This is a genomic window from Nocardia nepalensis (assembly GCF_048910785.1).
Classification (GTDB): Bacteria; Actinomycetota; Actinomycetes; order Mycobacteriales; family Mycobacteriaceae; genus Nocardia; species Nocardia nepalensis.
The window spans coordinates 784,473-807,633 of sequence record NZ_JBKBET010000028.1; the positions used below are offsets into that span (position 1 = coordinate 784,473).

Here is a 23,161-nt window from a genome sequence, read left to right on the forward strand (position 1 = left end):
AACAACGTGACTCGCATCATAGTCAATGCGGAAAGACATTGCGCGCCAAGGAATTTGGACAAGCGTCCCGCCACCGCGCGCAGATGACTCTCCGCGAAGACACCGAGCGCCCGCACACGCGATGTGTGCGGGCGCTCGGTCGAGCAGACTGCCGCGGAGTTGCTAGAGCACCGCGTTCATGATCGTGCCCGCACTGGTCGCGACCGCACCACCGGCCATCGCGCTGGCGATCATCTTCGGCGACTGCAGCCCGCCACCGTTCCACTTCTCCCAGGCGAACCGACCGCCGCCGTAGGTAATGGCGGTGAGGCCGGAGAGCTGAATCAGCCAGGTGAAATACCGCCCCATTTGCAACAGCTTGTCCGCCATCGGCGGCGCCTCGGGTGTCGGATTGCCGACCTCGGCTAGCACGGTGTCGTGTAGCGCGGCGAGAATCATGCTCACTTTCATGCTCCTTGTCGCATGCCGGTGCTGCAGCAGAAGTTTGGAGAGCTTTCGCGATGGATCGCCGTAACGCGTTGACCTCATAGATTCAACCCCATCAAGATCACGTAGCGGAGGCGACACACCGGTCGGCACATGACCCAACTCACAGCGCCGGACCCGTGCCAGTGCGCTTTCCCGGCCTTACGATCTTGATGAGGGGGTCGCTGAAATGCAGGGGTTCGATAGCGAATCGGCGCGGCGCGGCGCCAACCACCATCCACACCCGGAAATCGGGGAGCGCACATGACTTTCCTGCTACCACTGCTCGTACTACTGCTGGTCATCCCGGTCGCGGTGATCGTGGCCGTCTACACCACCGTCATCGCCACCTATTGGCTCGAGATCCGGCACAGCGCCCGGCACAATCCACCCGACCTGCCCGCGGTGCGCTAGCCGCGGCATCTTCCGGCGGAATCGATCCCGATCGGGGCGTGCCCGAGCCATCCGAGCCGACGCCGAATCCATCTGGTATCGAATCCACCTGGTATCGGGCGGCTATCGGCCGCAAACCATGATCGCCGAGTCCGGGCGCGTCGGCGACCGACGTTTGGGCCGGCACCGCTCGGCAACTCCACCGGTGAGGTGATCAAACATGGTCAACGATCTGGAGAAGCGATGGACGGCGGACGACCGGACCTTCCGGCGGGTGGCGATCTACGTGGCGGCGGTCCTGGCGGTGGCCGCTGTCGTCTTCGTGATCACCGCGATCTGGGCGGCCAACCGCGCGGCCTGTGCGGGCGCGGAGATGATGCTGTGTGACACTCCCGCGAAAACGGCGGTGGTGGCGGGTCCGACCGTGGTGTTGATGCTCGGCGGCATCGGCGCCTTCGTGCAGACCTACCGGGAATGGCGGCGCGGCGGGAGCTGGCCGATCTGGCAAGGTGCGGGCTGGTTCCTGTTCATCATCATGATCGTCTACCTGGGCATCGGCGGCGGCAGCGTCGCGGGATAACCGCCAACGCGCACGACCTTGTGACGTGAACCACACCCCTAATTAGTTGTGCACAACTTAATTGCCCACTACCGTTGTGGCCATGACCGATCACCTCACTCTCGACGAGCAGCTGTGCTTCCGGCTATATGCCGCGTCGCGGGCGATGACGGCGGTCTATCGCCCGAAGCTGGAACGCCTAGGGCTCACCTACCCGCAGTACCTCGTCATGTTGACACTGTGGGAACGCGATGGTCGCAGCGTCGGCGACCTGTGCGAGACACTCCTGCTCGATTCCGGCACCCTGTCGCCGCTGCTCAAGCGGCTGGAGGCGGCGGGCCTGATCGAGCGACGCAGGGCAGCGACCGACGAACGTCGCGTCGATATCCAGCTCACCGAGCACGGCCGCGAGTTGCGGTCCGAAGCCCGGTGTCTGCCAATGGAAATGGGCCAGGCCAGCGGCCTGTCCCCCGACGATTTCATCGCGCTGCGCGAAACCCTTCGGCGGCTTACCGATTCGCTGATGTCCCACCCCCGATCGAAAGAGAGTCAGACATGACCGTCCTGTACACCGCCGAAGCCCTCGCGACCGGCGACGGACGCAACGGCCACGCCCGCACCTCCGACGGCAAGGTCGACGTCGCGCTGAACACCCCCAAGGAGTTGGGCGGCAGCGGCGAGGGCACCAACCCGGAGCAGCTCTTCGCGGCAGGCTACGCGGCCTGCTTCCACAGCGCGCTGCGCCTGGTCGGCAAGCGCGAAGGCGCCAACGTCGACGATTCCGCGGTCGGCGCGAAGGTCGGCATCGGCCCGAACGAGGCGGGCGGCTTCGAACTGACCGTCACCCTCGAGATCTCGCTGCCACACCTGTCCCCCGCCGAGGCGCAGACCATCGCCGACAAGGCGCACCAGGTGTGCCCGTACTCCAATGCGACCCGCGGCAATATCGACGTTCAGGTCACCCTCGCCGACGACTGAGGAAAGGAATCCACCATGCGTGCCGTAGTCATCGAAACTTTCGGCGAGCCAAAGGATGTGCTCACCACCGCGCAGCGGCCGACACCCGAACCGGGTGCCGGTCAGGTGCGAATCGAGCTCATCCTCGCGCCCATTCACAACCACGATCTGGCGACCATCCGCGGCGTGTACGGCTACAAACCGGACCTGCCCGCGATTCCCGGCACCGAGGCCGTCGGCCGAATCGATGCATTGGGACCGGATGTGACCGGACTGGAAGTCGGTCAGCGCGTGAGCGTTTCCGGCATCCACCAAGTGTGGGCCGAGTATTTCCTGGCCAAGGCGACGCAGGTGGTTCCGCTGCCCGACAGCATCCCCGATGAGACGGCGGCGCAGTTGCTGGCCATGCCGCTCAGCTCCCTGATGCTGCTGGAGGACCTGCGGGTATCGCCCGGCGACTGGATCGCGATCAATGCCGCCAACGGTGCGGTCGGCCGCCTGGTCAATGTGATCGCGCGGCAACGCGGTATCAATGTGCTCAATCTGGTTCGCGGGCCCGCGTCGGTAAAGGCGTTGCAGGAGTTGGGCTTCGAGCCCGTCTTCGATACCGAGTCTGAGGGCTGGCTCGAGCAGGCCGTCGCGTCCACGGCTGGTGCGCCGGTCGTGCGCGCCGTGGACCAGGTCGGCGGGCGGGCGGCCGACGCACTGCTGTCGCTGCTCGGGCAGGACGGTGAACTGATCTCGTTCGGTGCGCTCTCCGGTCAGCCGCTGACCATCAATCCGGGTCCGCTGATCTTCAAACAGGCTGTCGTCAAGGGCTTTTGGGGTTCCAGGCGGGCCGAACGGACCAGCGGCGAGGATATGCGGCGCTTGATCGGCGAGTTGGTGGGAATGGCGGCGACGGGTGCACTGCGACTCGACGTCGAGGCCACCTACCCGCTGGAGGCCGCGGCCGATGCCGCCGCCGCGAGCGAAACGCCGGGACGGTCGGCCAAGATCGCGCTGTCACCGCGGCCGGTGTAATCCGGGCCCGGATCCGCTACCCGACCCGCACGACGAGCTTGCCGAAGTTACGGCCCTCGAGCATGCCGATGAACGCCTCCGGTGCATGCTCGAGGCCTTCGACAATGTCCTCGCGGTAGCGGACCCGACCCTCGGCGATCCAGCCGGACATCTCCCGCAAGAAGTCCTTGTACATCTCACGGACGAATTCGCTCTGGATGAAGCCGCGCACGGTCAGGCTCTTGGTCAGAATGCGACCGTAGAAGCCAGGTAAGCGGTCGGGTCCCGCGGGAGCTCCGGTCGCGTTGTAATTCGCGATGAGTCCACAAACCGGCACGCGCGCATAGGTATTCAGCAGCGGGTACACCGCGTCCGCCACCGCGCCGCCGACATTTTCGAAATAGATGTCGATGCCGTCGGGGACAGCCGCCGCCAACTGGTCGGCGAAATCCGGTGCGCGGTGGTCGATTGCGGCGTCGAAGCCCAATTCGTCACGCACATAAGCGCACTTCTCCGGCCCACCCGCGATCCCGACCGCACGCGCGCCCATGATGCGGGCGATCTGGCCGACCGCGGAACCGACGGGCCCGCTGGCCGCGGCCACCACCAGGGTCTCCCCCGCCTTCGGCTGCCCGATCTTCAACAGTCCCGCATACGCAGTGAATCCCGGCATGCCGAGCACACCGAGCGCGGTCGATATCGGCGCTTTGTCCGGATCCAGCCTGCGCAGACCCGACGCGGGCGCGACCTGATGCGTCTGCCAGCCCGAATAGGCCTGCACCCACATCGCCTTTCGTCAGCGAAGGGGCACCGGATTCGAGCACCTCGGCGACGGTACCGCCGACCATCACATCGCCGACCTCGACCGGGGCCGCATACGATTTGGCCGCACTCATCCGCCCGCGCATATACGGATCCAGGGACAAATACAGCGTGCGCAGCAGCACCTCCCCCGCGCCGGGCGCCGGCAGCGGCACGGTCTCGATGCGGAAATTCGCCGGAGTCGGTGCGCCCTCCGGCCGGGATGCCAGCACAATCCTCGTCGACTCGACCATATGGCTTACCCTATCGCTGGCCCCTCTCCGAGGCACGGAATAGCTAGGTTGGCTAACGGATATTGCTCTGCCGCCGTTAGAGGGCTGTCGATAGCCTGACGACGGTCCGCGGCTTCACCCTGTCCTGTTCGACTACGACCTGCTCAGGAGTCCCCATGGCACGGCAATTTCGCACCCATCGTCCGGCCGGATCGCGGGCGCGGGCGGCACTCGCATCGACCACCGCCACACTGGCCTTGCTGCTGAGTGTCGGCCTCGGTACCGCGACCGCGCGGCCCGTCGGTCCGTTCGACGTCAGCGGCGCCATCGAGGTCGAATACGACCAGGTGGGCGGTCCCGGATCGCTCGGCGATCCGACCACCGCCGAACTCGATGCGGCCAATGGCGGCCGGTACCAGGCATTCGAGCGCAATGCCTCGATCTACTGGCATCCCGATACCGGCGCCAATGAGGTCGGCGGCGCGATCCGTGACAAGTGGCGTGACCTCGGCTGGGAGACCGGAGTGCTGCGCTACCCCGTCACCCGTCAACAATCCACGCCGGCCGGATCCGGCGCCTACAACGATTTCCAGGGCGGGGCCATCTATTGGTCCGTCGGCACCGCCGCCCACCAGATCGGCGGGGCGATCCGCGATAAATGGGCGGCCTACGGCTGGGAGAGCGGTGCGCTCGGGTTCCCGATCACCGACGAGGCGGCCGCGCACCAGGACAACGGACGCTACAACCTGTTTCCCGGCGGAGCGATCTACTGGTCCCCGCGTTCCGGAGCACATGTCGTCTGGGGTGCGATCCGCGACCTGTGGGTCTCCAACGGCGCGGAATCCGGGCGCTACGGATTCCCGACCGGCGAGGAATACGACTACGAGGGCGGCAAGGCGCAGGACTTCCAGGGCGGCCGGATCACCTGGCAGCCCTAGGAGTTGGTGACGGCGTTCGCCGAATGACCTGCCGCGCACCGGCGCTTCGAGCGCGTCCAGGTCCGGCCTTGCCGTCGCGGGCGATTGACCAACCGGGTACCGGAAATAATTCCGTGCGGGAATAGCTGCGGGCGGGATACGTTGCTTCGGGTGGTTAGTCGAGCGAACGAGAGGGGCCCGTCGGTGGCTACCGAGGCAGTGGAGTCGTCCGTCGGCCTGCGATCGGATCGGGGCGCCATCCTCGCTTCGCTGATGCTCGCGACGGGATTGGTCGCGCTGGATTCCACCATCATTGCCACCGCGGTGCTGACCATCACCGACAACCTCGGCGGCTTCTCGCAATTCCCGTGGCTGTTCTCGATTTACCTACTGACCCAAGCGGTTACGGTCCCGGTGTACGGCAAGGTCGCCGATACGGTCGGGCGCAAACCGGTGATCCTGTTCGGGATCGCGGTCTTCGCGCTCGGTTCACTGCTGTGCGGTGTGGCGACGAACATGGTGGGGCTCATCATCTTCCGTGCCGTGCAGGGTATCGGCGCGGGCGCCATCATGCCGATGACCATGACCATGGCGGGCGATCTGTACACGCTGACCGAACGCGCCAAGGTGCAGGGCTATCTGGCCAGTGTGTGGGCGATCTCGGCGGTGGTCGGCCCGCTGCTGGGCGGGGTGTTCGCCGAATACGTCAGTTGGCGGTGGATCTTCCTGATCAATATTCCATTGGCCGCGCTCGCCGGTTGGATGCTGGTGCGCAGCTTCCAGGAAACCACGCCGCGGCGCAGACAGCGCGTCGACTATCTCGGTGCGGCGCTGCTGACCGTCGGCGCGGGTGCGCTGATTCTCGGATTGCTCGAGGGCGGGCAGGCGTGGGCCTGGTCGTCATCGACCAGCATCGCCATCTTCGGCGGCGGCGCGCTGGTGCTCGCACTCTTCGCCCTGGTAGAGCGCCGCGCCACGAATCCGATTCTGCCGCTGTGGGTTTTCACGCGCCGGGTCATAATCGCCAGCAGTCTGGTCTCGGTGCTCGTCGGCGCGATCCTGCTCGGATTGACCTCGTATGTGCCGACTTTCACCCAGGGCGTGCTCGGCACCGGGGCGTTGATCGCCGGTCTGACCGTCGGCGCGCTCACTCTCGGGTGGCCGCTGGCCGCGTCGCAGGCCGGAAAGGTGTACCTGCGCGTCGGATTTCGCGCGACCGCGCTGATCGGCAGCACCCTCGCCACCCTCGGCGCCGCGACCACGCTGCTGATCGATGAGGATTCCACGCTGATCCAGATCGCGGCTTCGTGTTTCGTGATCGGCAGCGGTATGGGCCTGGTCGCCACGCCGACGCTGATCGCGGCGCAGTCCACCGCGGAGTGGACCGAGCGCGGCGTGGTCACCTCGGCGAATATGTTCGCCCGGTCGCTGGGCAGTGCGGTCGGTGTCGCGGTATTCGGCGCGATCGTGAATTCGCGCGTCGGCGACACCGACCATCCGGCTCCGGCGCTGCTGTCCTCGGCGGTGCACCTGGTTTTCCTCGCGGTCGCCGCAATGGCCTTGGTAATGGTGATCGCGTCCGCGATGATGCCGCGCCGGGGCGCGAATACCGCCTAGAACTGCGCTCTCTTATGAGGCGGAGTGCCGCTCGGCGATTTCGGCCAGCGCGCGAGCACGCTGCTCGACGGGCAGGTCTTCGGCGGCGGCGCGGACCGCGTCGATCGCGGATTCGGAGAGCAGGTCGAGCGTCCGACGGTAATCCGACCAGAGATTGTGTTCGGTTGTGGCCCGCAACATTTCGGTGAGCTTGGCACGAGAGGCCAGGTTGATCAAGCGTTCCAGGTGCGCGGGGTCGTCGACGAGGAAGGCCGAGCGGACGAGTGCGAGGCCGTCGAGGGCCGCCTCGGTAGCGCGGGCCGCCTTATCGGAGATCGAGACAACCAGATCGCCAAGAGTGATCCAATCCTCGCGTGTGGCAAGCTCTTTGCCGACCGCGACAATGGTCGGCTCGGGCAGGCCACCGATAATGGCCGCCGAATGCCGTGGATCGAGCAGTGCGGCGATATCGGCGAGGAGGTCGACCGGCAGTCGCTTGGCGACGTCGACCGCATGCCCGGGATCGAGCACGCCCGACATCCGGGCCGCGAGCAGCGCACTGCGGTTTCGCGCCACCATCTTCGCGGTGATCGGCGCCGGAATCAGCTTGGAGGCCTGCGCAACCCGCTGCAATCCGGCCTCCTGTCCCGCGACGAACAGATCGGTGACCTGGCGGCGGAATTCGCGCAGGTCCTGATCGGGCACCTCGGCCAGGTAAGCGAGCTGTTCGACCGGAACATCCAGTGTTCGTGCCAGTTTCAGCAACTGGGCCGAATTCTTCGGATCCGTCACAGTCCGGCCGCCTTCTTCACCGCGCCGAGCAGGAAGCGCGGCAGGAAGTCCAGCATTCCGAAGGCGTCGGCCTTGAGTTCATCGGCCTGCCGCCAGCGGGCGTCCACGACCGCCTGGGCGAGTTCGGCTTGGACCTCCGGGGCGAGGTCGGCGATGCCCGGGGGTAGGTCACCGGGTATCAGCTCCGCCAGCGTCTGCTCTGTCATCGTTTCCTCCATGGATGCATCGGGTTGCGCTCATGATCACAGTGGGGCGATCCGCCGCCCAATGCAAGGAACCAGCCATCGCAGCCGTGGCGTTTCGCGGCATTGACGGCATGGTTCGCCGGTCATAACGTCGGATCACACGACCGAGTCGTCGGTCACGGGTGGATCGGTGGTCGCCATGGGTGTCGAACGCACGGTGGATGTCGCGGTGATCGGCGGCGGCCTGGCCGGGTTGACAACTGCAAGACAGTTATACCGTGACGGACTCGAGGTCGTGGTCGTCGAGGCCCGGGATCGGGTCGGCGGTCGCACGCTGAACCATCCGATCGGGGACGGCAAGATCGTCGAGGTCGGTGGCCAGTGGGTCGGTCCGGGACAGGATCGGGTGCTCGCGCTGATCGACGAATTGGGGCTGGAAACGTTTCCCACCTACACCGACGGTCGGCATCTGTTCGAACACCGCGGCAAGCTGCGGCGCTACCGCGGCAGGATTCCGCTGATCGCCTCGCCTGCCCTGCTAGAGGCGTTCATCGGTCTGCAGCGGCTGGATCGGATGTCGCGCGCGGTGCCCGCGGACGCACCTTGGTCGGCGGCGCGGGCGCGGCAGTGGGATACCGAGACCGTCGAATCGTGGATGCGGCGCAATTTGCGCTCCGGTGTCGCCCGGCAGGCCATCACAATGGTCTGCAAGGCGGTGTGGGCCGCCGATCCGGCCGATGTGGCGCTGCTGCATCTGCTGGCCTATCTCAATGCCGGTGGCGGTGTGGATCCGATGATCGAAACCGACGGTGGCGCACAGCAAACCCGGATCGTGGGCGGCTCCCAGCGGATCGCGCTTGCGCTGGCCGAGCAGTTGGGTGAGCGGGTGCTGCTGAATACGCCGGTGCGCAAGATCGAGCAGACCAATGGCTCCGTCATCGTGCACGGCGACGACATTCGGATCCTGGCGCGGCGTGTCGTCGTGGCGATGAGTCCGGCGTTGGCGGGTCGGCTCGTGTACTCCCCCGCCTTGCCCGCCGATCGCGACCAGCTGACCCAGCGCATGCCGAACGGTTCGGTGATCAAGACCATGGCCGTGTACGACACGCCCTTCTGGCGTGCCGATGGCTTGTCCGGTCAGGTCACGGCCGCCACCGGACCGGTGAAGGTCACCTTCGACAATTCGCCGCCGGACGGGAATCCCGGTGTGCTGCTCGCCTTCCTGGAAGGTGGCGATGCCCGGCGACTGGGCCGCTACTCCGTCGAGGAGCGGCGTGACATCGTGATATCAAGCCTGACAAGGTTTTTCGGACCCGCGGCGGCCGAGCCCAACGACTACATCGAGAAGGACTGGTCCGCGGACGAGTGGACCCGCGGCTGCTACGGGGCCTTCATGCCGCCCAACACCTGGACCGAATACGGTCCCGCGCTGCGTGCACCGGTTGGCCGAATCCATTGGGCCGGAGCCGAAACCGCGACGATCTGGATGGGTTATATGGACGGGGCCATCCGCTCGGGCGAACGCGCGGCCACCGAGATCACCACGTTGATCCGCACGGACCGCAAGCCGACAGCACACGTCTGAGCCTCGGGAAGTGCCTGTTATGACTCAGCCGAGCGATGGAATTCGGCCCGCCACCGTTGCGTTTCCACGTCGCGTTCGATGTTCACCGCTCGAAGTCCGTCGGCCGCGAACGTATTGATCTCCGATGGCGTGAGCGGCCACGGCGGGCCGTTCACTTCTTCACCCTCCGCGCGGAACCCGGAGATCACGATCAGCTGTCCACCGGACGCCACGGTCCGCCGGATATTGGCGATCGCGGTGTCGCGCACCGACACCGGCATCGACTGCACCGTGATCGCCTCGACCACCAGATCGAACGCACCCTGCCACGCGGCAGGCGGATCCAGCAGATCGGCCACCACATACGTCACCGGTGACTCCGGAAACCTTTGGCGCACTTCACCAATCGCGGTTAGTGAAATATCGAAGGCGGTGGTCGCGAATCCGAGCCGCGCGATGTACTCCGCATCCTGCCCGTACCCGCAACCGATCACCAACGCCCGTCGCCCGACCCCGTCCAACTCGCGCCGCTCGGCCCATTCGACCAATATCGGATTCGGCTGATCCCGATCCCAGGGCACAATCGCGTCCCCGCTGGCCGCCTCCGCATAAAGCCGCTCGAACCAACCGGTCGGATCGCCCTCCGCGAGTGATTCCGCGGCCAGCCTGCTGGCATCCGCATCTCGATTCAAGGCCATCCTGTCAGTCTGGCCGACGATCGGGACCATGCCCATCCTCAGACGGTTTCAGTGACCACTGCGCCCTTACCGAGCTTGGTCATCGCCAGGTAACCGCCGCACACCAGCACACCCCAGACCGCTCCGACAATGATCGCGGTGCGCCCACCCTCGGTCCAGAACAGCAGCACGACCACCAAACCGAGAAAGGCCAGCGCCAGCCAGGTGGTGACCGGAGCACCGGGCAAGCGGTAGTCGCTGGCGGGCAGCTCACCACGGCCGACCTTGGCGCGATAGATCAAGTGGCAGACCAGGATCATGCCCCAGACGAAGATGATGCCGATGGTGCTCACCGAAGTGATGTAGTTGAACGCCTTATCCGGCGATATCACGTTGACGATCACGCCGATGACCATCGCGGCCGCCGAAGCGGTGATTCCCGCATACGGCACCGCGCGCGAACTGAGCTTGTTCAGCCGTGCGGGCGCCTCCCCGTGCAGCGACAGGGTGCGCAGCATACGGCCGGTCGAGTAAATGCCCGAGTTGCACGACGACAGCGCGGCGGTGAGCAGCACGAAGTTGATGATGCCCGCGGCGCCCGGGATGCCGATCTGCTCGAATACCTCCACGAACGGGCTCTTGCCCGCGTGGAAGTTGCGCCAGCTGGCCACCGACATGATCACCACGAGCGCACCGACATAGAACAGGCCGATGCGGAACGGCAGCGTATTGATCGCCTTGCGCAACGTCTTACGCGGCTCCCGCGCCTCGCCCGCCGTCACACCGACCAATTCCACACCGACATAGGCGAACAGCACGATCTGCAACACCAGCAGCGACTGCCCGAACCCGTTCGGGAACACCCCGCCATCGGCCCACAGATTGGTGACCGTCGGGTTGGCGGCATGACCGAAGCCGATCGTCAGCACCCCGATGCCGATCAGGATCATCGCGATGATCGCGGTGACCTTGATGGCGGAGAACCAGAATTCGCCCTCACCGAACAGCCGCACCGAAATCAGGTTGGCGCAGAACATGACCGCCAACACCACCAGCGCGGTGAGCCACGGCGCGATATCGAACCAGTACTGCACGTACTTCCCGGCGACGGTGATCTCGGCCATGCAGGTGGCGACCCACACCGCCCAATAGGACCAGCCGGTTACGAATCCCGCGAACCTTCCGAGGAATTCGTGCGCGTACTCGGCGAAACTGCCCGAGATCGGCCGGTAGGTCAGCAATTCTCCCAGCGCGCGCATGATCACGAAGATCGCCAGACCCGCCGCGAGATAGGCCAGGATCAGCCCGGGCCCGGCCTGTTCGATCGCACCGCCCGCACCATAGAACAAGCCGGTGCCGATGGCGCCGCCGATCGCGATCATCTGAATGGTCCGCGGGCTCAGCCCCCGGGAATACCCCTCCTCGCCGGATCCGGCCGAGTCGGTGGGCGCCGCATCAGCTGGTAGCTGACGGTCAAAGGCTGTCATCGATGGTGCAGTCCTTCCCGTGCTGCTCGAGATCGATCAGCCCGCCACGCTACCTGCAACCCCACCGGCCCGGCGCGCGCCCCGAAATATGTGAAATTCAGTGCAGGCGGAAGCCTTGATCGGCCAGCGAGTCTCGGAGGCGGTGGCGGCCGTTGAGGCTGGCGGCCGAGGCCAGGCGGGCCAGGACGCGTTCGGTCCAGGAGTGGGACAGTTGTTGTTCGGCGTAGAAGGCGGCGATTCGGGTTTCGTAGGCGGCGACGTGGGTGCGCTGGGTGGGCAGGTCGTAGGTTTCGTGGTGCAGGACCGCCGGTTGGGGCAGGCGCGGTTTGATGCGGGCGTCCTCGGTCGGATCCGGATGTCCGACAACGAGACCGAAGACGGCGAAGACCTGCTCGGGCAGCTCCAATTCCGCGGCGACCGCTTCCGGGTTGTTGCGGATGGCGCCGATGTAGACGGTGCCGAGGCCGAGGGATTCCGCGGCGACCACGGCGTTCTGTGCGGCGAGGGCGGCGTCGATGAAACCGACATAGCTCGATTCGAGGTAGTCGGCACCGGCGAGGGGCGCCTCATGGTCGTCGGCGAGTTGGCGGAGCCGGGCGAAATCGGCGGTCCATACCAGCAGTACCGGTGCCTGTTCGATATGCGCCTGTCCGCCGGCCAGCGCGGCCAGGCGTGACTTGCGCGCCGGATCGCGGACCGCGATGACGCTCCAGACCTGCAGGTTGGAGGAGGTCGGTGCGGATTGGGCCGCCGAGATCAGCAGGCGCAGGGTGTCGTCGGCAACGTCGTCGGCGAGGTAGCGGCGCACCGAGCGATGCTCGTGCAGGACCTGCAGCACCGGATTCCAGTGCGCGGGCTCGGTCGGATTCGGTTCCCGATAGCGCTGCTGGATCGTGTGGACGGCGCTCGGCACGGTCTGCGTCATGCCGATAATCCTGTGATATCCAGGGCTCGCGCGTCTGCGGTAACCCTCAGCATGAACCGAACCAGGTACGGTTGGTAAGGCAAACCTAATTAGCGATTTTGTGGAGGTTACCTTGGCACGACCCCGCACCACCCTGACGGTACAGCGCACCGAGCGACTGACACCGCATCTGATCCGGGTGCATTTCGGCGGACCGGGCTTCGCCGCGTTTCGGCCGAGCGAGTTCACCGACTCGTATGTGAAGTTCATTTTCCCGCGCGACGGGATCGATGTGCTGCGCACGTATACCGTGCGCTCGGTCGATTCGGATGCCGGTCAGCTGGCCGTGGACTTTGTCTACCACGGCGATGAGGGCATTGCCGGGCCGTGGGCGGCCTCGGTGCGACCTGGCGAAACGATCGATTGCTTCGGACCGGGCGGAGCCTACGCACCACGCGTCGATGCCGACTGGCACCTGCTGGCCGGCGACGAGGCGGCACTGCCCGCGATCGCCGCGGCGCTCGAGGGAATGCACGCCGATGCGGTCGGACAGGCCTTCGTCGAGGTCGCCGGACCCGATGACGAACTGAAGCTGGACAAGCCCAGCGGCATCGAGCTGACCTGGCTGCACCGCGGTGCGCGCGAGCCCGGCGATGCGCTGGCCGAGGCCGTGCGCGCGGCGGTGTGGCGCGACGGCCGGGTGCAGGTCTTCATCCACGGCGAGGCCCGCGCCGTCATGCAGGATCTGCGCCGCTACGTGCGCCGCGACCGTGGCGTATCCGCCGAATGGGCGGCCTCGATCTCGGGCTATTGGCGGCGCGGCCGGACCGAGGAGGGCTTCCGGGAGTGGAAGGCCGAATTCAAGGCCCGCGACACCGAAGACGTAGCGAATACCGGCAGCTGAACGGCCGAAATCCCATGGCGGACCGGATGTTCGCCGGTCGCCATGGGATTTCGTGGTGTCGCTACTGCTGATTCGCGCGCAGCGCCTCCTGCACGAACTGCGTCGTGTAGGTCTTCGACAGATCGATGCGGTCCCGGACCGGGCGCACGTTCTTCGAGTACTTGCCCAGGACGTTCAGAACATTCTCGGCGCCTTCGGATTTCATCAGGCCGGTGCCGTTGAACATGCCGATCGAGTCGCGGATGGACTGGACGTAGAGATCCCGGCCGGCACTCGCGTACTGCGACGGCATCTTGTCGGCGATCTCCTCCGCGGTGTGCGTCTTGATCCACTGCAGCGTCTGCACGAAGGCGGTCGCGATCTTTCGCACGATATCCGGATGCGCGTCGACGGTGTCGCACCGCATGTACAGCGACGATGCCGGATACAGACCGCCCAGTGCGGCGCGGGTGCCCTCCTCGGTGCGCATATCCACCAGGATCTTCGCCTCCCCGGAGTTCACCATGGTGGCGACCGTCGGATCGGTGGTCATTCCGGCATCGATGCCGTTGTGGTTCATGCCAGCGATAAAGGTTTGGCCCGCACCGACTTTCACGCGCGTGTAGTCGGCGGTGGTCATGCCCGCCTGGCCGGTCAGCGCCTGGGTGAGGAAGTCGGTCGAGGAACCGAGCGAGGTCACGCCCAGGTTCTTGCCGCGCAGATCCGCCAGCGAGGTGATGGTCGCCGCATCCGCCTTGGATACGAGCTCCACTTCGCCTGGCACATCGGCGAATTGGACCACCGAGGTCAGACACTGCTCCTTGGCCTGCAGGTCGATGGTGTGGTCGTAGAAGCCGACCACGGCCTGCACATCGCCGGTCAGCAGCGCGGTTTCGGCACTGGCGCCGGACTGTTCACCGAGCAGTTTGACGTCGATATCGTTCTTCTCGAAGAAACCCAGGCGCTGGGTGAGCATGGCGGGCAGGTAGATCACCTTCTCCAAACCGCCGACCATGATGGTGATCTGGGGCCGCCCGTTCGCCATCGGAATGGTCCGCGAATCCCGGCAACCGGTCGCCAGCAGCAGCGCCGCGACGACCCCGACAATGACCGCTAGGTGCTTGAGGTACCGCATGATCAGATCCCGTGGCCCGAGGTCGCCTGCGACGGACGCCATTTCAGCAATCGCCCCTCCGCCACGCCGATCGCCCATTCGGCCAGCAGCGCGATGACGGTGATGATGATCATGCCCGCGTAGATGCCCGCCGAGTCGAAGGTGCCCTGCGCATTGCTGATCAGCAGACCCAAACCCTTACTCGCACCGGCATATTCACCGACGACCGCGCCGATCAGCGCGAAGCCGAAGGCGGTGTGCAGACTGGACAGGATCCAGGTGGTCGCGCTCGGCAGCACGATCGAGCTCAGCACCTGACGCTTGCTCGCACCGAGAATGCGGGCGTTGTTGATGACATTGCCGTCGACCTCACGCGCACCGGTGAAGGCATTGAAGAATACGGCGAAGAACACCAATACGACCACCGTCGCGACCTTCGAGCTGAGCCCGAGACCGAACCAGATGATGAACAGCGAAGCCAGCACGATACGCGGAACGGCGTTGAGCGCCTTGATGAACGGCGCGAGTACCTCGGCCCAGTACCGGCTGCGGCCGAGCAGCGTGCCGAGTACGACACCGGCCACCGCGCCGATGACGAAGCCCAGCACCGCCTCCTGCACGGTGGTGTACATCTGCAGCCAGATCGAGCCGAATTGCGTTCCGTCGGTGAACCATTCGACCAGGCGGTCCCAGATCAGCGAGGGCTTGGAGTAGAAGAACGGATCGATCCACAGCGTTGCGGTGAGCTCCCACGCGCCCAGCCAGACCGCGATAAGCGCGATCCGCAGGCCCCAGGTGCGCAACCGGTTGCGCCGGAGGTTGGTCCGCACGCGCGCGAGAATCTGATCCTCGGTTTCGATTTCGACCTCGGGCGCGGACTTCGCCATATCTTCGAGCAGATTATGCGACACGGGCGGCTCCCTTGCCTCGGGCTGCCTCGACCTGATCGCGCAGCGTTTCCCAGATTTCCTTGTAGATGTCGCGGAATTCGTTGGTGAGCCGGACCTCCTCGACATCGCGCGGACGTTCCAGCGAAACCGGGAAGTTGCCGCAGACCGTGGCCGGGCTGGCGGTCATGACGACGACCCGGTCGGCGAGCACGATCGCCTCTTCCAGGTCGTGGGTCACGAAGATGACGGCCGCACCGGTGCCCGCCCACACCCGCAGCAGTTCGTCCTGCATCAGCTGCCTGGTCTGCACGTCCAGCGCGCTGAACGGCTCATCCATCAGCAGGATCTCGGGGTCGTTGACCAGCGTCTGCGCCAGCGCGACGCGCTTGCGCATGCCGCCGGAGAGCTGATGCGGGTAGTAGCTCTCGAAACCGGCGAGACCGACCTTGCGCACCCAGCCGCGCGCCTGCTCGCGCGCTTCGGCCTTGGACTTGCCGCGCAGGCGCGGGCCGAGGGCGACATTATCGATCACGCTCTTCCACGGCAGCACCGCGTCCTGCTGGAACATGTAGCCGATGCCGTCCGGGATGCCGTGGACATCCTTGCCGCGCACCAGCGTCCGCCCGGCCGAGGCCGGCTCCAGCCCGGAGACCAACGACAGCGTCGTCGACTTTCCGCAGCCCGTCGGGCCGACCACGGCGACGAATTCGCCGGGTCGCACCGCGAGGTCGAGATTGCGGACGGCGGTGTGGATGCCGCCGCCGGTGCCGGGGAAGCGCTTCGTCGCGCTCCGCAGCTCGATGAGTGGTTCGGTCATTTTTCTTGCTCCTAGCGGATCAGGTAGAGCGAACCTACGTGCGCCGGGTCACACTTCGAGGCTTGTGCGCACAACCCGTGCAAACGGCCGATTCGAAGGTTGTGCGCATTCTGCTCACCGGTTTCTCCGTGGTTTATGCTGCGGAAATGGCCATCGAGGGCAGAGCACGACGGAGCACGACCGGACACTTCCGGTTGCGCACCCAGGTGCTGCTGCTGCAGATCGTGATCGTCTCGGTGACCCTCGGCGCCGCCTTCGCGGTGTTCGGCTATGTCAGCGATCGACGGCTCAACGATCAGTACGGACAGCGCGCACTTGCCATCGCGCGCAGCATCGCGGCCGAACCAGTGGTGCGCGAGGAGGTCGCCCGGTACGCGCCGGGCACGGTGACGCCCGAACTTCGACCGCAGCTCACGGCGGGACCGCTGGAGCGTATCGCGATCGATACCACTCAGCGCACCGGCGCGTTGTTCGTGGTGATCACCGATGACGCCGGAATCCGGTTGGCGCATCCCGACGAGGCGCGACTGACCGAGCATGTGAGCACCGATCCGTCGGAAGCCCTGGCTGGTCGGGAGGTGATCGTCGAGGAGCGCGGCACGCTCGGTCCATCGGTGCGCGCGAAAGTTCCTGTGGTGGAAAGCGGTTCGAATCGGATTGTCGGTGCGGTGAGTGTCGGCATCTCGACCGCCGCGATTCGCGGGCAGTTGCTCTCCGATCTGCGCACCGCCGCACTGTTGATCGCGGCGGCGCTACTGGTCGGCATCGCCGGATCGGCCTTGCTGGCGCGGCGGTGGCGCGGATTGACGCTCGGACTCGAGCCCGCCGAACTGGCCGAACTCGTGCAAGGCCAGGCGGCGGTGCTGCACGGCATCGGCCGTGGTGTACTCGCCGTCGATTCCGCTTGGCGCACAACGTTTGTCAATGACGAGGCGCGGCGGCTGCTCGGGATCAGCGCCGATATCGGCAAGCCGGTCGACGAGATCGGTTTGACGCCACGGGTGCTGGAGGTCTTCCGTGCGCTCGACGAACAACCGACACCGGCCACCATCGGCTCACATATCGTCGTGGTCGCGGCCCGGCCGGTCACCCGCGAAGGCCGCGATCTCGGCGCGGTGCTCACCGTGCGCGATCGCACCGATGTGGAGGCGCTGACCCGCCAGCTCGACGCCGTGCAGTCGATGAGCACCGTGCTGCGCGCCCAGCGCCACGAATTCTCCAATAAAATGCACCTGCTCAGCGGGTTGCTGCACGGTGGACGCACGGAAGAGGCGTCGCATGTGATCGATGAGCTGATCGGCGCGGGACCGCTCGGCGCGGCGACGCCAGGGATCGATGCGATCCACGATGCGTATCTGCAGGCCTTTCTCGCGGCCAAGGCGGCGCATTCGCGCGAGAGTGGCGTCGAACTCGTGCTGGGACCGAATACCTGGGTGGACGGCAATCTCGCCGAGCCCGTCGATGTCACCACGGTGCTCGGCAATCTGCTCGACAATGCGATCGAGGCGGCGCGCATCGCCGACAATCCCACCAAACAGGTGGAAGTCGAACTGGTGCAGGAGGATTCGACGCTGCACATCACGGTCGCGGACAGCGGCGACGGTGTCGTGTCCGAGATGATCGACACGCTGTTCACCGAGGGCGCCTCGACCCGCGAGGATCACGGCGTGCCCGGCGGGCGCGGTGTCGGGCTCGCGCTGATCCGGCAGATCGCCCGCGCGCACGGCGGCGATGTCCGTCTGGCCAGTGCGGGCGGTGGCGCGCCGCCGCTCACCGGCGCCGAATTCATCGCCCGAATCCCCGGAGTACTGGTAGACAGCGAGATGCCGTGGCCGCAACAGATCTGACCGTGCTTGTGGTCGACGACGACTTCCGAGTGGCCAACCTGCACGCCGGAATCGTCGAATCCATCGCGGGTTTCACCGTCGCGGGGACCGCGAATACCGTGGCCGCCGCGCGAGAGCTCAACGCCGCCAACGCGATCGATCTGGCGCTGGTCGATGTATATCTACCCGACGGTTCCGGCATCGACCTGGTCCGCGAATTGCACTGCGATGCCATGATGCTGAGCGCCGCGACCGAAAGTGCCACCGTCCGAGCCGCATTGGCCGCAGGTGCGCTCGCCTATCTGGTAAAGCCCTTCCCGCACACCATGCTCGCGGCCCGCCTTGCCGGATATGCCCGCTACCGCCGCACCCTCGCCGCACCGCAGATCGATAACGCGGGCATAGAGGCCGCCCTCCAAGCGCTGCGTCCGATCTCCGCGCCCACCACCGCTACCGTCATCGCCTCCCCCACCAAAGACCTTGTCCTGCACACCATCCTCGACGCCACCGCTCCGCTGTCCGCCGCCGAGGTAGCCACCGCCATCGGCATCTCCCGGGCTACCGCCCAGCGCTACTTGGCCGCCCTCGTCGCCGCGGGCACCGTCCAGATGCGCCTGCGCTACGGCACCACGGGCCGCCCCGAACAGGAGTACACCGCCGCACCGCGCCGCTGAGTCCTGAAGCCCCTGTTGATCTCGGCCGAAATCGGACACACTGACCTTTGGCAGCACCGATGACGGCAGGTGAACTACCGCAGCAGCCGCGATGAGGCCGATGCCGTGGTCGCATCGATAGCCGCAGCGGCGGTCGCGCGCTGGCGGTGCGGGCCGACGTTCGCGACGACGCCGCCGCGCTCGAGCAGGTCCGCGGCACCTACGGCGAGGTCGAGGTACTACCCGCATGCCCCGCGATGCCAGCAACCGGGCAACGGCCGCGCCGATGCCTCTGCTCGCGCCGGTGATAAGGGCGACCCTATCGTCCGGGCGACGGTTCGTCGTGCTGCCTCCCACCGTTGTCAGGGAAACCGCAGCCAGTCGCGGAAGCGGGTGGTGCCCAGGCGGGTGCCATCGGGCGCGATGAGCGCGTCACCCTTGACCGCGGCGAACAGGCCGGCGGTCTCGTCGGTGACGACGTGGCGGCGGTCCCCTTTGGCCGCCAAAGCGATGCGGCCCGCCTCGTCGAGAGTGAAGATCTCCGGACCCGCGATGGAGCGGGTACCGCGCAGCGGAGGTCCGGCGGCGACCTCGGCGACGGCGGCGGCGACCTCGGCAGCGCTGATGGGCTGGATTGGGGTGCTGGGCAAGCGCACGGCATCACCATCGGTGGTCCACTCCAATGCCGCGACGACGAACTCCATGAACTGGGTGGCGTGCACGATCGAGTACGGGATCGGCCCGGCCTTGACCAGGTCTTCCTGCAGGGTCTTGGCCTGGTAGTAGACGAGGCCGGGCACTTGGTCGACACCGACGATCGACAGTGTCACGATGTGCCCGACGCCCGCCGCCTGCGCCGAGGCCAACAAGTTGGGCACCGAGGTGCGGAAGAAATCGACGGAGGCCTCGTCGAAAGTCGGTGAGTTGGCCACGTCCACCACGACCTCGGCGTCGCGCAGTGCCTCGTCGAGCCCGTCGCCCGTGAGCAGGTCCACGCCGGTCGAGCGGGAATGCCCGGCCGCATCGTGTCCGGCCGCATTGAGCTCGCGTACCACCTGAGAGCCGATGAGGCCGGTGCCGATGACCGAGATTTTCACGAAATCTCCTCTCCACCGGGCAGCCGCCCGGCAAACCGGGATTCGTTGCATCCAAGATGCTACGCGCTGGCCGCGGCGAGATCGTGACACATCAGCAAACTCTGAGAAACACACATCGGCGAAGCCGCACGGTCGCAACCCGATGGGTGAGCGGTCATACAGAAAGCACATTCGGGCCGGGAATCACGATGATGATCAGCGCCGCGACGGCGAAGGCGGCCAAGTGAGAGGCGGGCACGAATCGTCGAAGCCTACCCCTCCACCGGCACGCGGAGATCATTGATCATGGGTCGGAGAATCCATCAAGGCATCGAAAACCGCCTTATCCCAATCGGTTCCCTCGGCACCGGTCGGGATCACGTCCAGCAACGGGTCGCTGCTCCTGACGACCGCAAGGCGAAACCCGCTGTGGCCGTCGACGATATCGACCCGTCGACCTTGCGTGGCGGTTGTCGTATCGGCGGACAGGTTTGCGCGCTCCAGATTCGATCTGGTCAGGTCCGCGTCGGCCAGGTACCAGCCAGCATCGACAGCAATCGTCGCCAAGTCGGCGCGGTCCCTGTTGGCCTCGGTGGTGCCTGCAACCACCGCCGCTCAGCTGGCTCGGGCGGTCCTTCCAGCACCGTCGTCGGTCGCGGCTGGAATGCGGGCCAGGTGCCCGCAACGGTCGACAGCAGTCGCCGGCTGAATGACTGCTCAGGCATGCCTGCCCTTGGGGGGCTCGTTTCTGGTGACAGGGGGCGGTGCGAGTGATTCGCCGTAGAAGGCCAGCTTTTTCACCAGCGCGGGCGCTGCGACCCCGGCGCCGAATGCGGCGGCTGTCGTGGTGATGATGGCGGCGGAGGCGAGAGCCCATGTGGTCAGGCCTGCGACCGACAGATGGATGAGCACCCAGCTCAGGTATACGCCACCGCCTGGTCCGCGGTTGCGCTTCAGCCACGGCACGCCCTTTACCTGTCTGCTGTCCTCCAGGTAGGCGATGCCACAGTTGGCCGCCGCGCCCGCACCGCCCCACAGGGCGTATTGCCACATGCGCACACCGTAACCGTCGCAGCGCCTTTCAGCGCAGATTTCTATTGATCATCCGTCGCGGTGGCGCCCATTCGTCATGAAAACGTATGCGTTACCTCGACCGGGGCTCGGTCGGCGTGCGCGACTCCATAACCGCCTCGGTGCCCGGGCTTCCGAAGGCCTCGAACTCGGCGGCTGGCAAGCACGGATCATCATCGATGAGCCTGAGCCGCTGCACCCCGACCCCCGCCGGAACTGCCTGCGCCCCGACGTCTTCGCGTTGCCGAGAACTGGCGCCGACGCCGGTCGGCCACCGCACGCCGAATCGCCGGGAGCCGGGTAGACCCGCGCCGAGTTCTAGATATCAACGCGCGAAACCGATTGCTATCAAGTTGCTTGACCAAGATCGCGTCACGAGATGTGATATCCGGGTGGCACAGCGATGGTGGCAAGTGGTGGTGGCCGTTGGGGCGTGGGTGCTGACGTTCACGGTATTGCTCGCGGACCGAACGACATTCGAGTGCGATCGGTCCGCGTGATCGACCGCTATCGGACCCGTTCGGCCTCCAGTACCCAGATCGGCAGCAATAGCGCGCCCGTCTCGTCGGTCTCGAGCTCGACTCCCCGCTCGACCAACATATCTCGCACGAGCGCGGGCGGCATGATGGCTACCATCCGGTCGGTGCGCAGCGTGGTCAGCGACCATCCCGGTGCGGCGAAGCTGGTGCGCAGCTCTTCCTCGCCGATCTGATGCGGCGCATACACCTCGCTGTGCCCCTTGTCCGCGAAACAGAATTGGATCAACCGGGCGCCGGGGCGCATGACTCGATGCAGCGCGGCGACGTGATCTCGGCGCTGTTCCGGTGCGAGGCAATGGAACAGGGCACTGCTGACCACCGTGTCGAACCGGCCGTCATAGCCGTCGAGCTGGGTCGCGTCGGCGACGGAGAAGGTCGCGGCCACACCGCGCGCCGCGGCGCGGGCGCGCGCCTCCTCGATCGCGGTGGGCGAGGAATCCAGGCCGGACACCTGATAGCCCAGACTCGCGAGGTAGATGGCGTTATCTCCCGGCCCACAGCCGACATCCAGGACCTGTCCCGTGATGCGGCCCGCACGCTCGAATTCGACCAGTACCGGCTGCGGTTTGCCGATGTCCCACGGTAGCCGGTCCATCGGTATGCCCGCGACGAGCGTTTTGCCCCGATAGGCCTGTTCGAAATCAATTTTCGTCGGATCGAACTGCGATAACGCATCACTTTCGGTCATGGACTCGCCCCTTGCTTCGATTGAGAACTACGGGGATCTTCGACAAAGCAATCCTAGCCGAAAGCGGAGGCTAAAGCTCCGTTTCGTGTCGCGTCATCTCCCGCCACGCCCGGCGGCAATCGACTCGAGCCGGTCGCGCAGCGCGTCGCTATCGGGACCGAAGATCTGTTCGTCGGTATCCACGACGATGCGGATGGCGCGGCGGGCGAGGTCGCGCCCCTCGGCGGTCACCTCGATGCGCAGGATCCGGGCGTCGCCGGGATCCGGGCGGCGAACCAGCAGGGCGCGGCCTTCCAGGACGCGGATGACGCGGGAGCCCATCATGCGGTCCGCGCCCGCCATATCCACCACTTGCTGCTGGGTCGGTAGCTCGCCCTGCCTGCCGAGCCAGCCCGCCGAGGCCAGCAGGTTGAACTGGGTGAGGGTGAGACCGAGTGGGCGCAGGTTGCGTTCGACGGTCGCGCGCCACTCCAGCGCGGCGTGGTGCAGCCAGAACCCAGGACTCAGCAGCGGGCCGCGCGGTTCAGCCACGTTCGCGCTCCTGAGCCGCACCCGCCAGCCGCCGCGCCTCGAGTTCCAGCGCCGCGAAGGTCAGATGCATATCGGCACGGATGCCGCGCTCCCAGATCAACCGGAAGATCGGCCGGAACGGGCCGTGCACCTCCATCCGCTTGCCGACGCGCACAGTCCCATCGCCGAGCGGTTCATAGGTGTAGTGACCGCGAATCTTCCCGAACGGAATTCCGGCCTCACTGGTCCACGACCGCCCCGGCTCGACCGCCGTGATGGTGAACGGACCGGCTGGCGCGCCTTTGGGTTTCACCCACCCGGTCGCGCCCGGCGCGAACGCCCCGTCGATCCGGGCCTTCTCCTCATGCGGATCCCAGGACGGCCAGTTGACCACATCGGTGGCGGCCTGCCAGATCTCCTCAACCCCTCCGGCGATAACGGCTTCTTCGTGGATCACATACATCGGAACACTCCCCGATCAGTTGTTGTTGCGACAACAGTATCTGTTGTCGCAACAACAAGTCAAGAGGGCAGCGCCGTACCTTCCGCGCCGGGCTCGGCG

General features: G+C 66.2%; 26 protein-coding genes and 1 pseudogene. 11 read left to right on the plus strand and 16 right to left on the minus strand.

Translation table 11 applies throughout. From position 1 onward, the window contains the following. Positions 1-162 precede the first annotated feature (162 nt). Positions 163-438, minus strand: coding sequence for a hypothetical protein (locus ACHQ4I_RS24435; protein WP_420774198.1), 276 nt, complete (start codon positions 436-438; stop codon positions 163-165). 291 nt (positions 439-729) lie between these two features. Between ACHQ4I_RS24435 and ACHQ4I_RS24440 the strand changes: the two genes are divergently transcribed. The 5 genes from ACHQ4I_RS24440 to ACHQ4I_RS24460 all read left to right on the plus strand — a co-directional run bounded on the left by ACHQ4I_RS24440 (position 730) and on the right by ACHQ4I_RS24460 (position 3,397). Next, complete coding sequence (locus ACHQ4I_RS24440) at positions 730-879, plus strand: hypothetical protein (RefSeq protein WP_420774130.1); 150 nt, start codon at positions 730-732, stop codon at positions 877-879. A gap of 199 nt (positions 880-1,078) precedes the next feature. Beyond that, entirely contained in the window at positions 1,079-1,438 is a 360-nt protein-coding gene (locus tag ACHQ4I_RS24445) for a hypothetical protein (RefSeq protein WP_420774131.1), read from the plus strand. Between the two features lie 82 nt (positions 1,439-1,520). Further along, positions 1,521-1,976, plus strand: coding sequence for a MarR family winged helix-turn-helix transcriptional regulator (locus tag ACHQ4I_RS24450; RefSeq protein WP_420774132.1), 456 nt, complete (start codon positions 1,521-1,523; stop codon positions 1,974-1,976). Then, the gene (locus ACHQ4I_RS24455) at positions 1,973-2,395 is read left to right on the plus strand and encodes an organic hydroperoxide resistance protein (RefSeq protein WP_420774133.1); all 423 of its coding nucleotides are present in this window, start codon (positions 1,973-1,975) and stop codon (positions 2,393-2,395) included. Before ACHQ4I_RS24450 ends, ACHQ4I_RS24455 begins: the two co-directional genes overlap by 4 nt. A gap of 15 nt (positions 2,396-2,410) precedes the next feature. Continuing rightward, positions 2,411-3,397: a zinc-binding dehydrogenase gene (locus ACHQ4I_RS24460; protein WP_420774134.1), complete on the plus strand. Its 987-nt coding sequence runs from the start codon at positions 2,411-2,413 to the stop codon at positions 3,395-3,397. Between the two features lie 16 nt (positions 3,398-3,413). On the opposite strand, the pseudogene ACHQ4I_RS24465 reads toward ACHQ4I_RS24460, so the two are convergent. Next, positions 3,414-4,431, minus strand: a pseudogene (locus ACHQ4I_RS24465) (NADP-dependent oxidoreductase). Positions 4,432-4,586: 155 nt separating this feature from the next. Between ACHQ4I_RS24465 and ACHQ4I_RS24470 the strand changes: the two are divergent. Then, positions 4,587-5,348 (plus strand): LGFP repeat-containing protein, encoded by a 762-nt coding sequence (locus ACHQ4I_RS24470; RefSeq protein ID WP_420774135.1) that lies wholly within the window; start codon positions 4,587-4,589, stop codon positions 5,346-5,348. A 183-nt stretch (positions 5,349-5,531) separates the two neighbouring features. Next, complete coding sequence (locus tag ACHQ4I_RS24475; protein WP_420774136.1) at positions 5,532-6,944, plus strand: MDR family MFS transporter; 1,413 nt, start codon at positions 5,532-5,534, stop codon at positions 6,942-6,944. 12 nt (positions 6,945-6,956) lie between these two features. On the opposite strand, the gene ACHQ4I_RS24480 is transcribed toward ACHQ4I_RS24475, so the two are convergent. Both ACHQ4I_RS24480 and ACHQ4I_RS24485 read right to left on the minus strand, forming a co-directional pair. Then, complete coding sequence (locus ACHQ4I_RS24480; protein ID WP_420774137.1) at positions 6,957-7,715, minus strand: hypothetical protein; 759 nt, start codon at positions 7,713-7,715, stop codon at positions 6,957-6,959. Next, complete coding sequence (locus tag ACHQ4I_RS24485) at positions 7,712-7,921, minus strand: hypothetical protein (RefSeq protein WP_420774138.1); 210 nt, start codon at positions 7,919-7,921, stop codon at positions 7,712-7,714. The genes ACHQ4I_RS24480 and ACHQ4I_RS24485 overlap by 4 nt, the downstream gene beginning before the upstream one ends. Before the next feature lie 178 nt (positions 7,922-8,099). On the opposite strand from ACHQ4I_RS24485, the gene ACHQ4I_RS24490 reads away from it, so the two are divergent. Further along, the gene (locus ACHQ4I_RS24490; RefSeq protein ID WP_420774139.1) at positions 8,100-9,485 is read left to right on the plus strand and encodes a flavin monoamine oxidase family protein; all 1,386 of its coding nucleotides are present in this window, start codon (positions 8,100-8,102) and stop codon (positions 9,483-9,485) included. A 17-nt stretch (positions 9,486-9,502) separates the two neighbouring features. Here the strand turns inward: ACHQ4I_RS24490 and ACHQ4I_RS24495 are convergent, their stop codons facing one another. From ACHQ4I_RS24495 to ACHQ4I_RS24505, 3 genes are all read right to left on the minus strand, one after another. Beyond that, on the minus strand, positions 9,503-10,162 hold the full coding sequence (locus tag ACHQ4I_RS24495; RefSeq protein WP_420774140.1) for a class I SAM-dependent methyltransferase: 660 nt from the start codon (positions 10,160-10,162) through the stop codon (positions 9,503-9,505). A 38-nt stretch (positions 10,163-10,200) separates the two neighbouring features. Continuing rightward, entirely contained in the window at positions 10,201-11,628 is a 1,428-nt protein-coding gene (locus ACHQ4I_RS24500; protein WP_420774141.1) for an amino acid permease, read from the minus strand. A gap of 97 nt (positions 11,629-11,725) precedes the next feature. Beyond that, on the minus strand, positions 11,726-12,553 hold the full coding sequence (locus ACHQ4I_RS24505) for an NADPH-dependent oxidoreductase (protein ID WP_420774142.1): 828 nt from the start codon (positions 12,551-12,553) through the stop codon (positions 11,726-11,728). Positions 12,554-12,665: 112 nt separating this feature from the next. Here ACHQ4I_RS24505 and ACHQ4I_RS24510 point away from each other — a divergent pair, with 112 nt between their 5' ends. Continuing rightward, positions 12,666-13,436 (plus strand): siderophore-interacting protein, encoded by a 771-nt coding sequence (locus tag ACHQ4I_RS24510; protein WP_420774143.1) that lies wholly within the window; start codon positions 12,666-12,668, stop codon positions 13,434-13,436. A gap of 61 nt (positions 13,437-13,497) precedes the next feature. Here the strand turns inward: ACHQ4I_RS24510 and ACHQ4I_RS24515 are convergent, their stop codons facing one another. The 3 genes from ACHQ4I_RS24515 to ACHQ4I_RS24525 are packed head-to-tail and all read right to left on the minus strand — an operon-like array spanning position 13,498 to position 16,236. Beyond that, entirely contained in the window at positions 13,498-14,550 is a 1,053-nt protein-coding gene (locus ACHQ4I_RS24515; protein WP_420774144.1) for an ABC transporter substrate-binding protein, read from the minus strand. 2 nt (positions 14,551-14,552) lie between these two features. Beyond that, on the minus strand, positions 14,553-15,440 hold the full coding sequence (locus ACHQ4I_RS24520) for an ABC transporter permease (protein WP_420774145.1): 888 nt from the start codon (positions 15,438-15,440) through the stop codon (positions 14,553-14,555). Further along, positions 15,430-16,236: an ABC transporter ATP-binding protein gene (locus ACHQ4I_RS24525; protein WP_420774146.1), complete on the minus strand. Its 807-nt coding sequence runs from the start codon at positions 16,234-16,236 to the stop codon at positions 15,430-15,432. The genes ACHQ4I_RS24520 and ACHQ4I_RS24525 overlap by 11 nt, the downstream gene beginning before the upstream one ends. A gap of 146 nt (positions 16,237-16,382) precedes the next feature. On the opposite strand from ACHQ4I_RS24525, the gene ACHQ4I_RS24530 reads away from it, so the two are divergent. After that, positions 16,383-18,083, plus strand: coding sequence for a sensor histidine kinase (locus ACHQ4I_RS24530; RefSeq protein ID WP_420774147.1), 1,701 nt, complete (start codon positions 16,383-16,385; stop codon positions 18,081-18,083). Further along, positions 18,065-18,736, plus strand: coding sequence for a response regulator (locus tag ACHQ4I_RS24535; RefSeq protein WP_420774148.1), 672 nt, complete (start codon positions 18,065-18,067; stop codon positions 18,734-18,736). Before ACHQ4I_RS24530 ends, ACHQ4I_RS24535 begins: the two co-directional genes overlap by 19 nt. Positions 18,737-19,077: 341 nt before the next feature. Here the strand turns inward: ACHQ4I_RS24535 and ACHQ4I_RS24540 are convergent, their stop codons facing one another. The 6 genes from ACHQ4I_RS24540 to ACHQ4I_RS24565 form a co-directional block, all read right to left on the minus strand. Continuing rightward, the gene (locus ACHQ4I_RS24540; RefSeq protein ID WP_420774149.1) at positions 19,078-19,812 is read right to left on the minus strand and encodes an SDR family oxidoreductase; all 735 of its coding nucleotides are present in this window, start codon (positions 19,810-19,812) and stop codon (positions 19,078-19,080) included. 276 nt (positions 19,813-20,088) lie between these two features. Then, entirely contained in the window at positions 20,089-20,400 is a 312-nt protein-coding gene (locus tag ACHQ4I_RS24545) for a hypothetical protein (protein ID WP_420774150.1), read from the minus strand. A 108-nt stretch (positions 20,401-20,508) separates the two neighbouring features. Further along, the gene (locus tag ACHQ4I_RS24550; protein ID WP_420774151.1) at positions 20,509-20,844 is read right to left on the minus strand and encodes a hypothetical protein; all 336 of its coding nucleotides are present in this window, start codon (positions 20,842-20,844) and stop codon (positions 20,509-20,511) included. Between the two features lie 525 nt (positions 20,845-21,369). Further along, on the minus strand, positions 21,370-22,089 hold the full coding sequence (locus ACHQ4I_RS24555) for a methyltransferase domain-containing protein (protein WP_420774152.1): 720 nt from the start codon (positions 22,087-22,089) through the stop codon (positions 21,370-21,372). 93 nt (positions 22,090-22,182) lie between these two features. Then, entirely contained in the window at positions 22,183-22,620 is a 438-nt protein-coding gene (locus tag ACHQ4I_RS24560; protein WP_420774153.1) for a MarR family winged helix-turn-helix transcriptional regulator, read from the minus strand. Then, on the minus strand, positions 22,613-23,062 hold the full coding sequence (locus tag ACHQ4I_RS24565) for an SRPBCC family protein (protein ID WP_420774154.1): 450 nt from the start codon (positions 23,060-23,062) through the stop codon (positions 22,613-22,615). Before ACHQ4I_RS24565 ends, ACHQ4I_RS24560 begins: the two co-directional genes overlap by 8 nt. Positions 23,063-23,161: the final 99 nt, after the last annotated feature.

Excerpts from the sequence above, each read along its gene's own strand:
- ACHQ4I_RS24525 (WP_420774146.1), bottom strand. The coding sequence starts at position 16,236 with ATGACCGAACCACTCATCGAGCTGCGGAGCGCGACGAAGCGCTTCCCC.
- ACHQ4I_RS24505 (WP_420774142.1), bottom strand. The coding sequence starts at position 12,553 with ATGACGCAGACCGTGCCGAGCGCCGTCCACACGATCCAGCAGCGCTAT.
- ACHQ4I_RS24500 (WP_420774141.1), bottom strand. The coding sequence starts at position 11,628 with ATGACAGCCTTTGACCGTCAGCTACCAGCTGATGCGGCGCCCACCGAC.
- ACHQ4I_RS24490 (WP_420774139.1), top strand. The coding sequence starts at position 8,100 with ATGGGTGTCGAACGCACGGTGGATGTCGCGGTGATCGGCGGCGGCCTG.
- ACHQ4I_RS24460 (WP_420774134.1), top strand. The coding sequence starts at position 2,411 with ATGCGTGCCGTAGTCATCGAAACTTTCGGCGAGCCAAAGGATGTGCTC.
- ACHQ4I_RS24455 (WP_420774133.1), top strand. The coding sequence starts at position 1,973 with ATGACCGTCCTGTACACCGCCGAAGCCCTCGCGACCGGCGACGGACGC.
- ACHQ4I_RS24515 (WP_420774144.1), bottom strand. The coding sequence starts at position 14,550 with ATGCGGTACCTCAAGCACCTAGCGGTCATTGTCGGGGTCGTCGCGGCG.
- ACHQ4I_RS24485 (WP_420774138.1), bottom strand. The coding sequence starts at position 7,921 with ATGACAGAGCAGACGCTGGCGGAGCTGATACCCGGTGACCTACCCCCG.
- ACHQ4I_RS24450 (WP_420774132.1), top strand. The coding sequence starts at position 1,521 with ATGACCGATCACCTCACTCTCGACGAGCAGCTGTGCTTCCGGCTATAT.
- ACHQ4I_RS24440 (WP_420774130.1), top strand. The coding sequence starts at position 730 with ATGACTTTCCTGCTACCACTGCTCGTACTACTGCTGGTCATCCCGGTC.
- ACHQ4I_RS24550 (WP_420774151.1), bottom strand. The coding sequence starts at position 20,844 with ATGTGGCAATACGCCCTGTGGGGCGGTGCGGGCGCGGCGGCCAACTGT.
- ACHQ4I_RS24435 (WP_420774198.1), bottom strand. The coding sequence starts at position 438 with ATGATTCTCGCCGCGCTACACGACACCGTGCTAGCCGAGGTCGGCAAT.
- ACHQ4I_RS24555 (WP_420774152.1), bottom strand. The coding sequence starts at position 22,089 with ATGACCGAAAGTGATGCGTTATCGCAGTTCGATCCGACGAAAATTGAT.
- ACHQ4I_RS24530 (WP_420774147.1), top strand. The coding sequence starts at position 16,383 with ATGGCCATCGAGGGCAGAGCACGACGGAGCACGACCGGACACTTCCGG.
- ACHQ4I_RS24445 (WP_420774131.1), top strand. The coding sequence starts at position 1,079 with ATGGTCAACGATCTGGAGAAGCGATGGACGGCGGACGACCGGACCTTC.
- ACHQ4I_RS24470 (WP_420774135.1), top strand. The coding sequence starts at position 4,587 with ATGGCACGGCAATTTCGCACCCATCGTCCGGCCGGATCGCGGGCGCGG.
- ACHQ4I_RS24565 (WP_420774154.1), bottom strand. The coding sequence starts at position 23,062 with ATGTATGTGATCCACGAAGAAGCCGTTATCGCCGGAGGGGTTGAGGAG.
- ACHQ4I_RS24495 (WP_420774140.1), bottom strand. The coding sequence starts at position 10,162 with ATGGCCTTGAATCGAGATGCGGATGCCAGCAGGCTGGCCGCGGAATCA.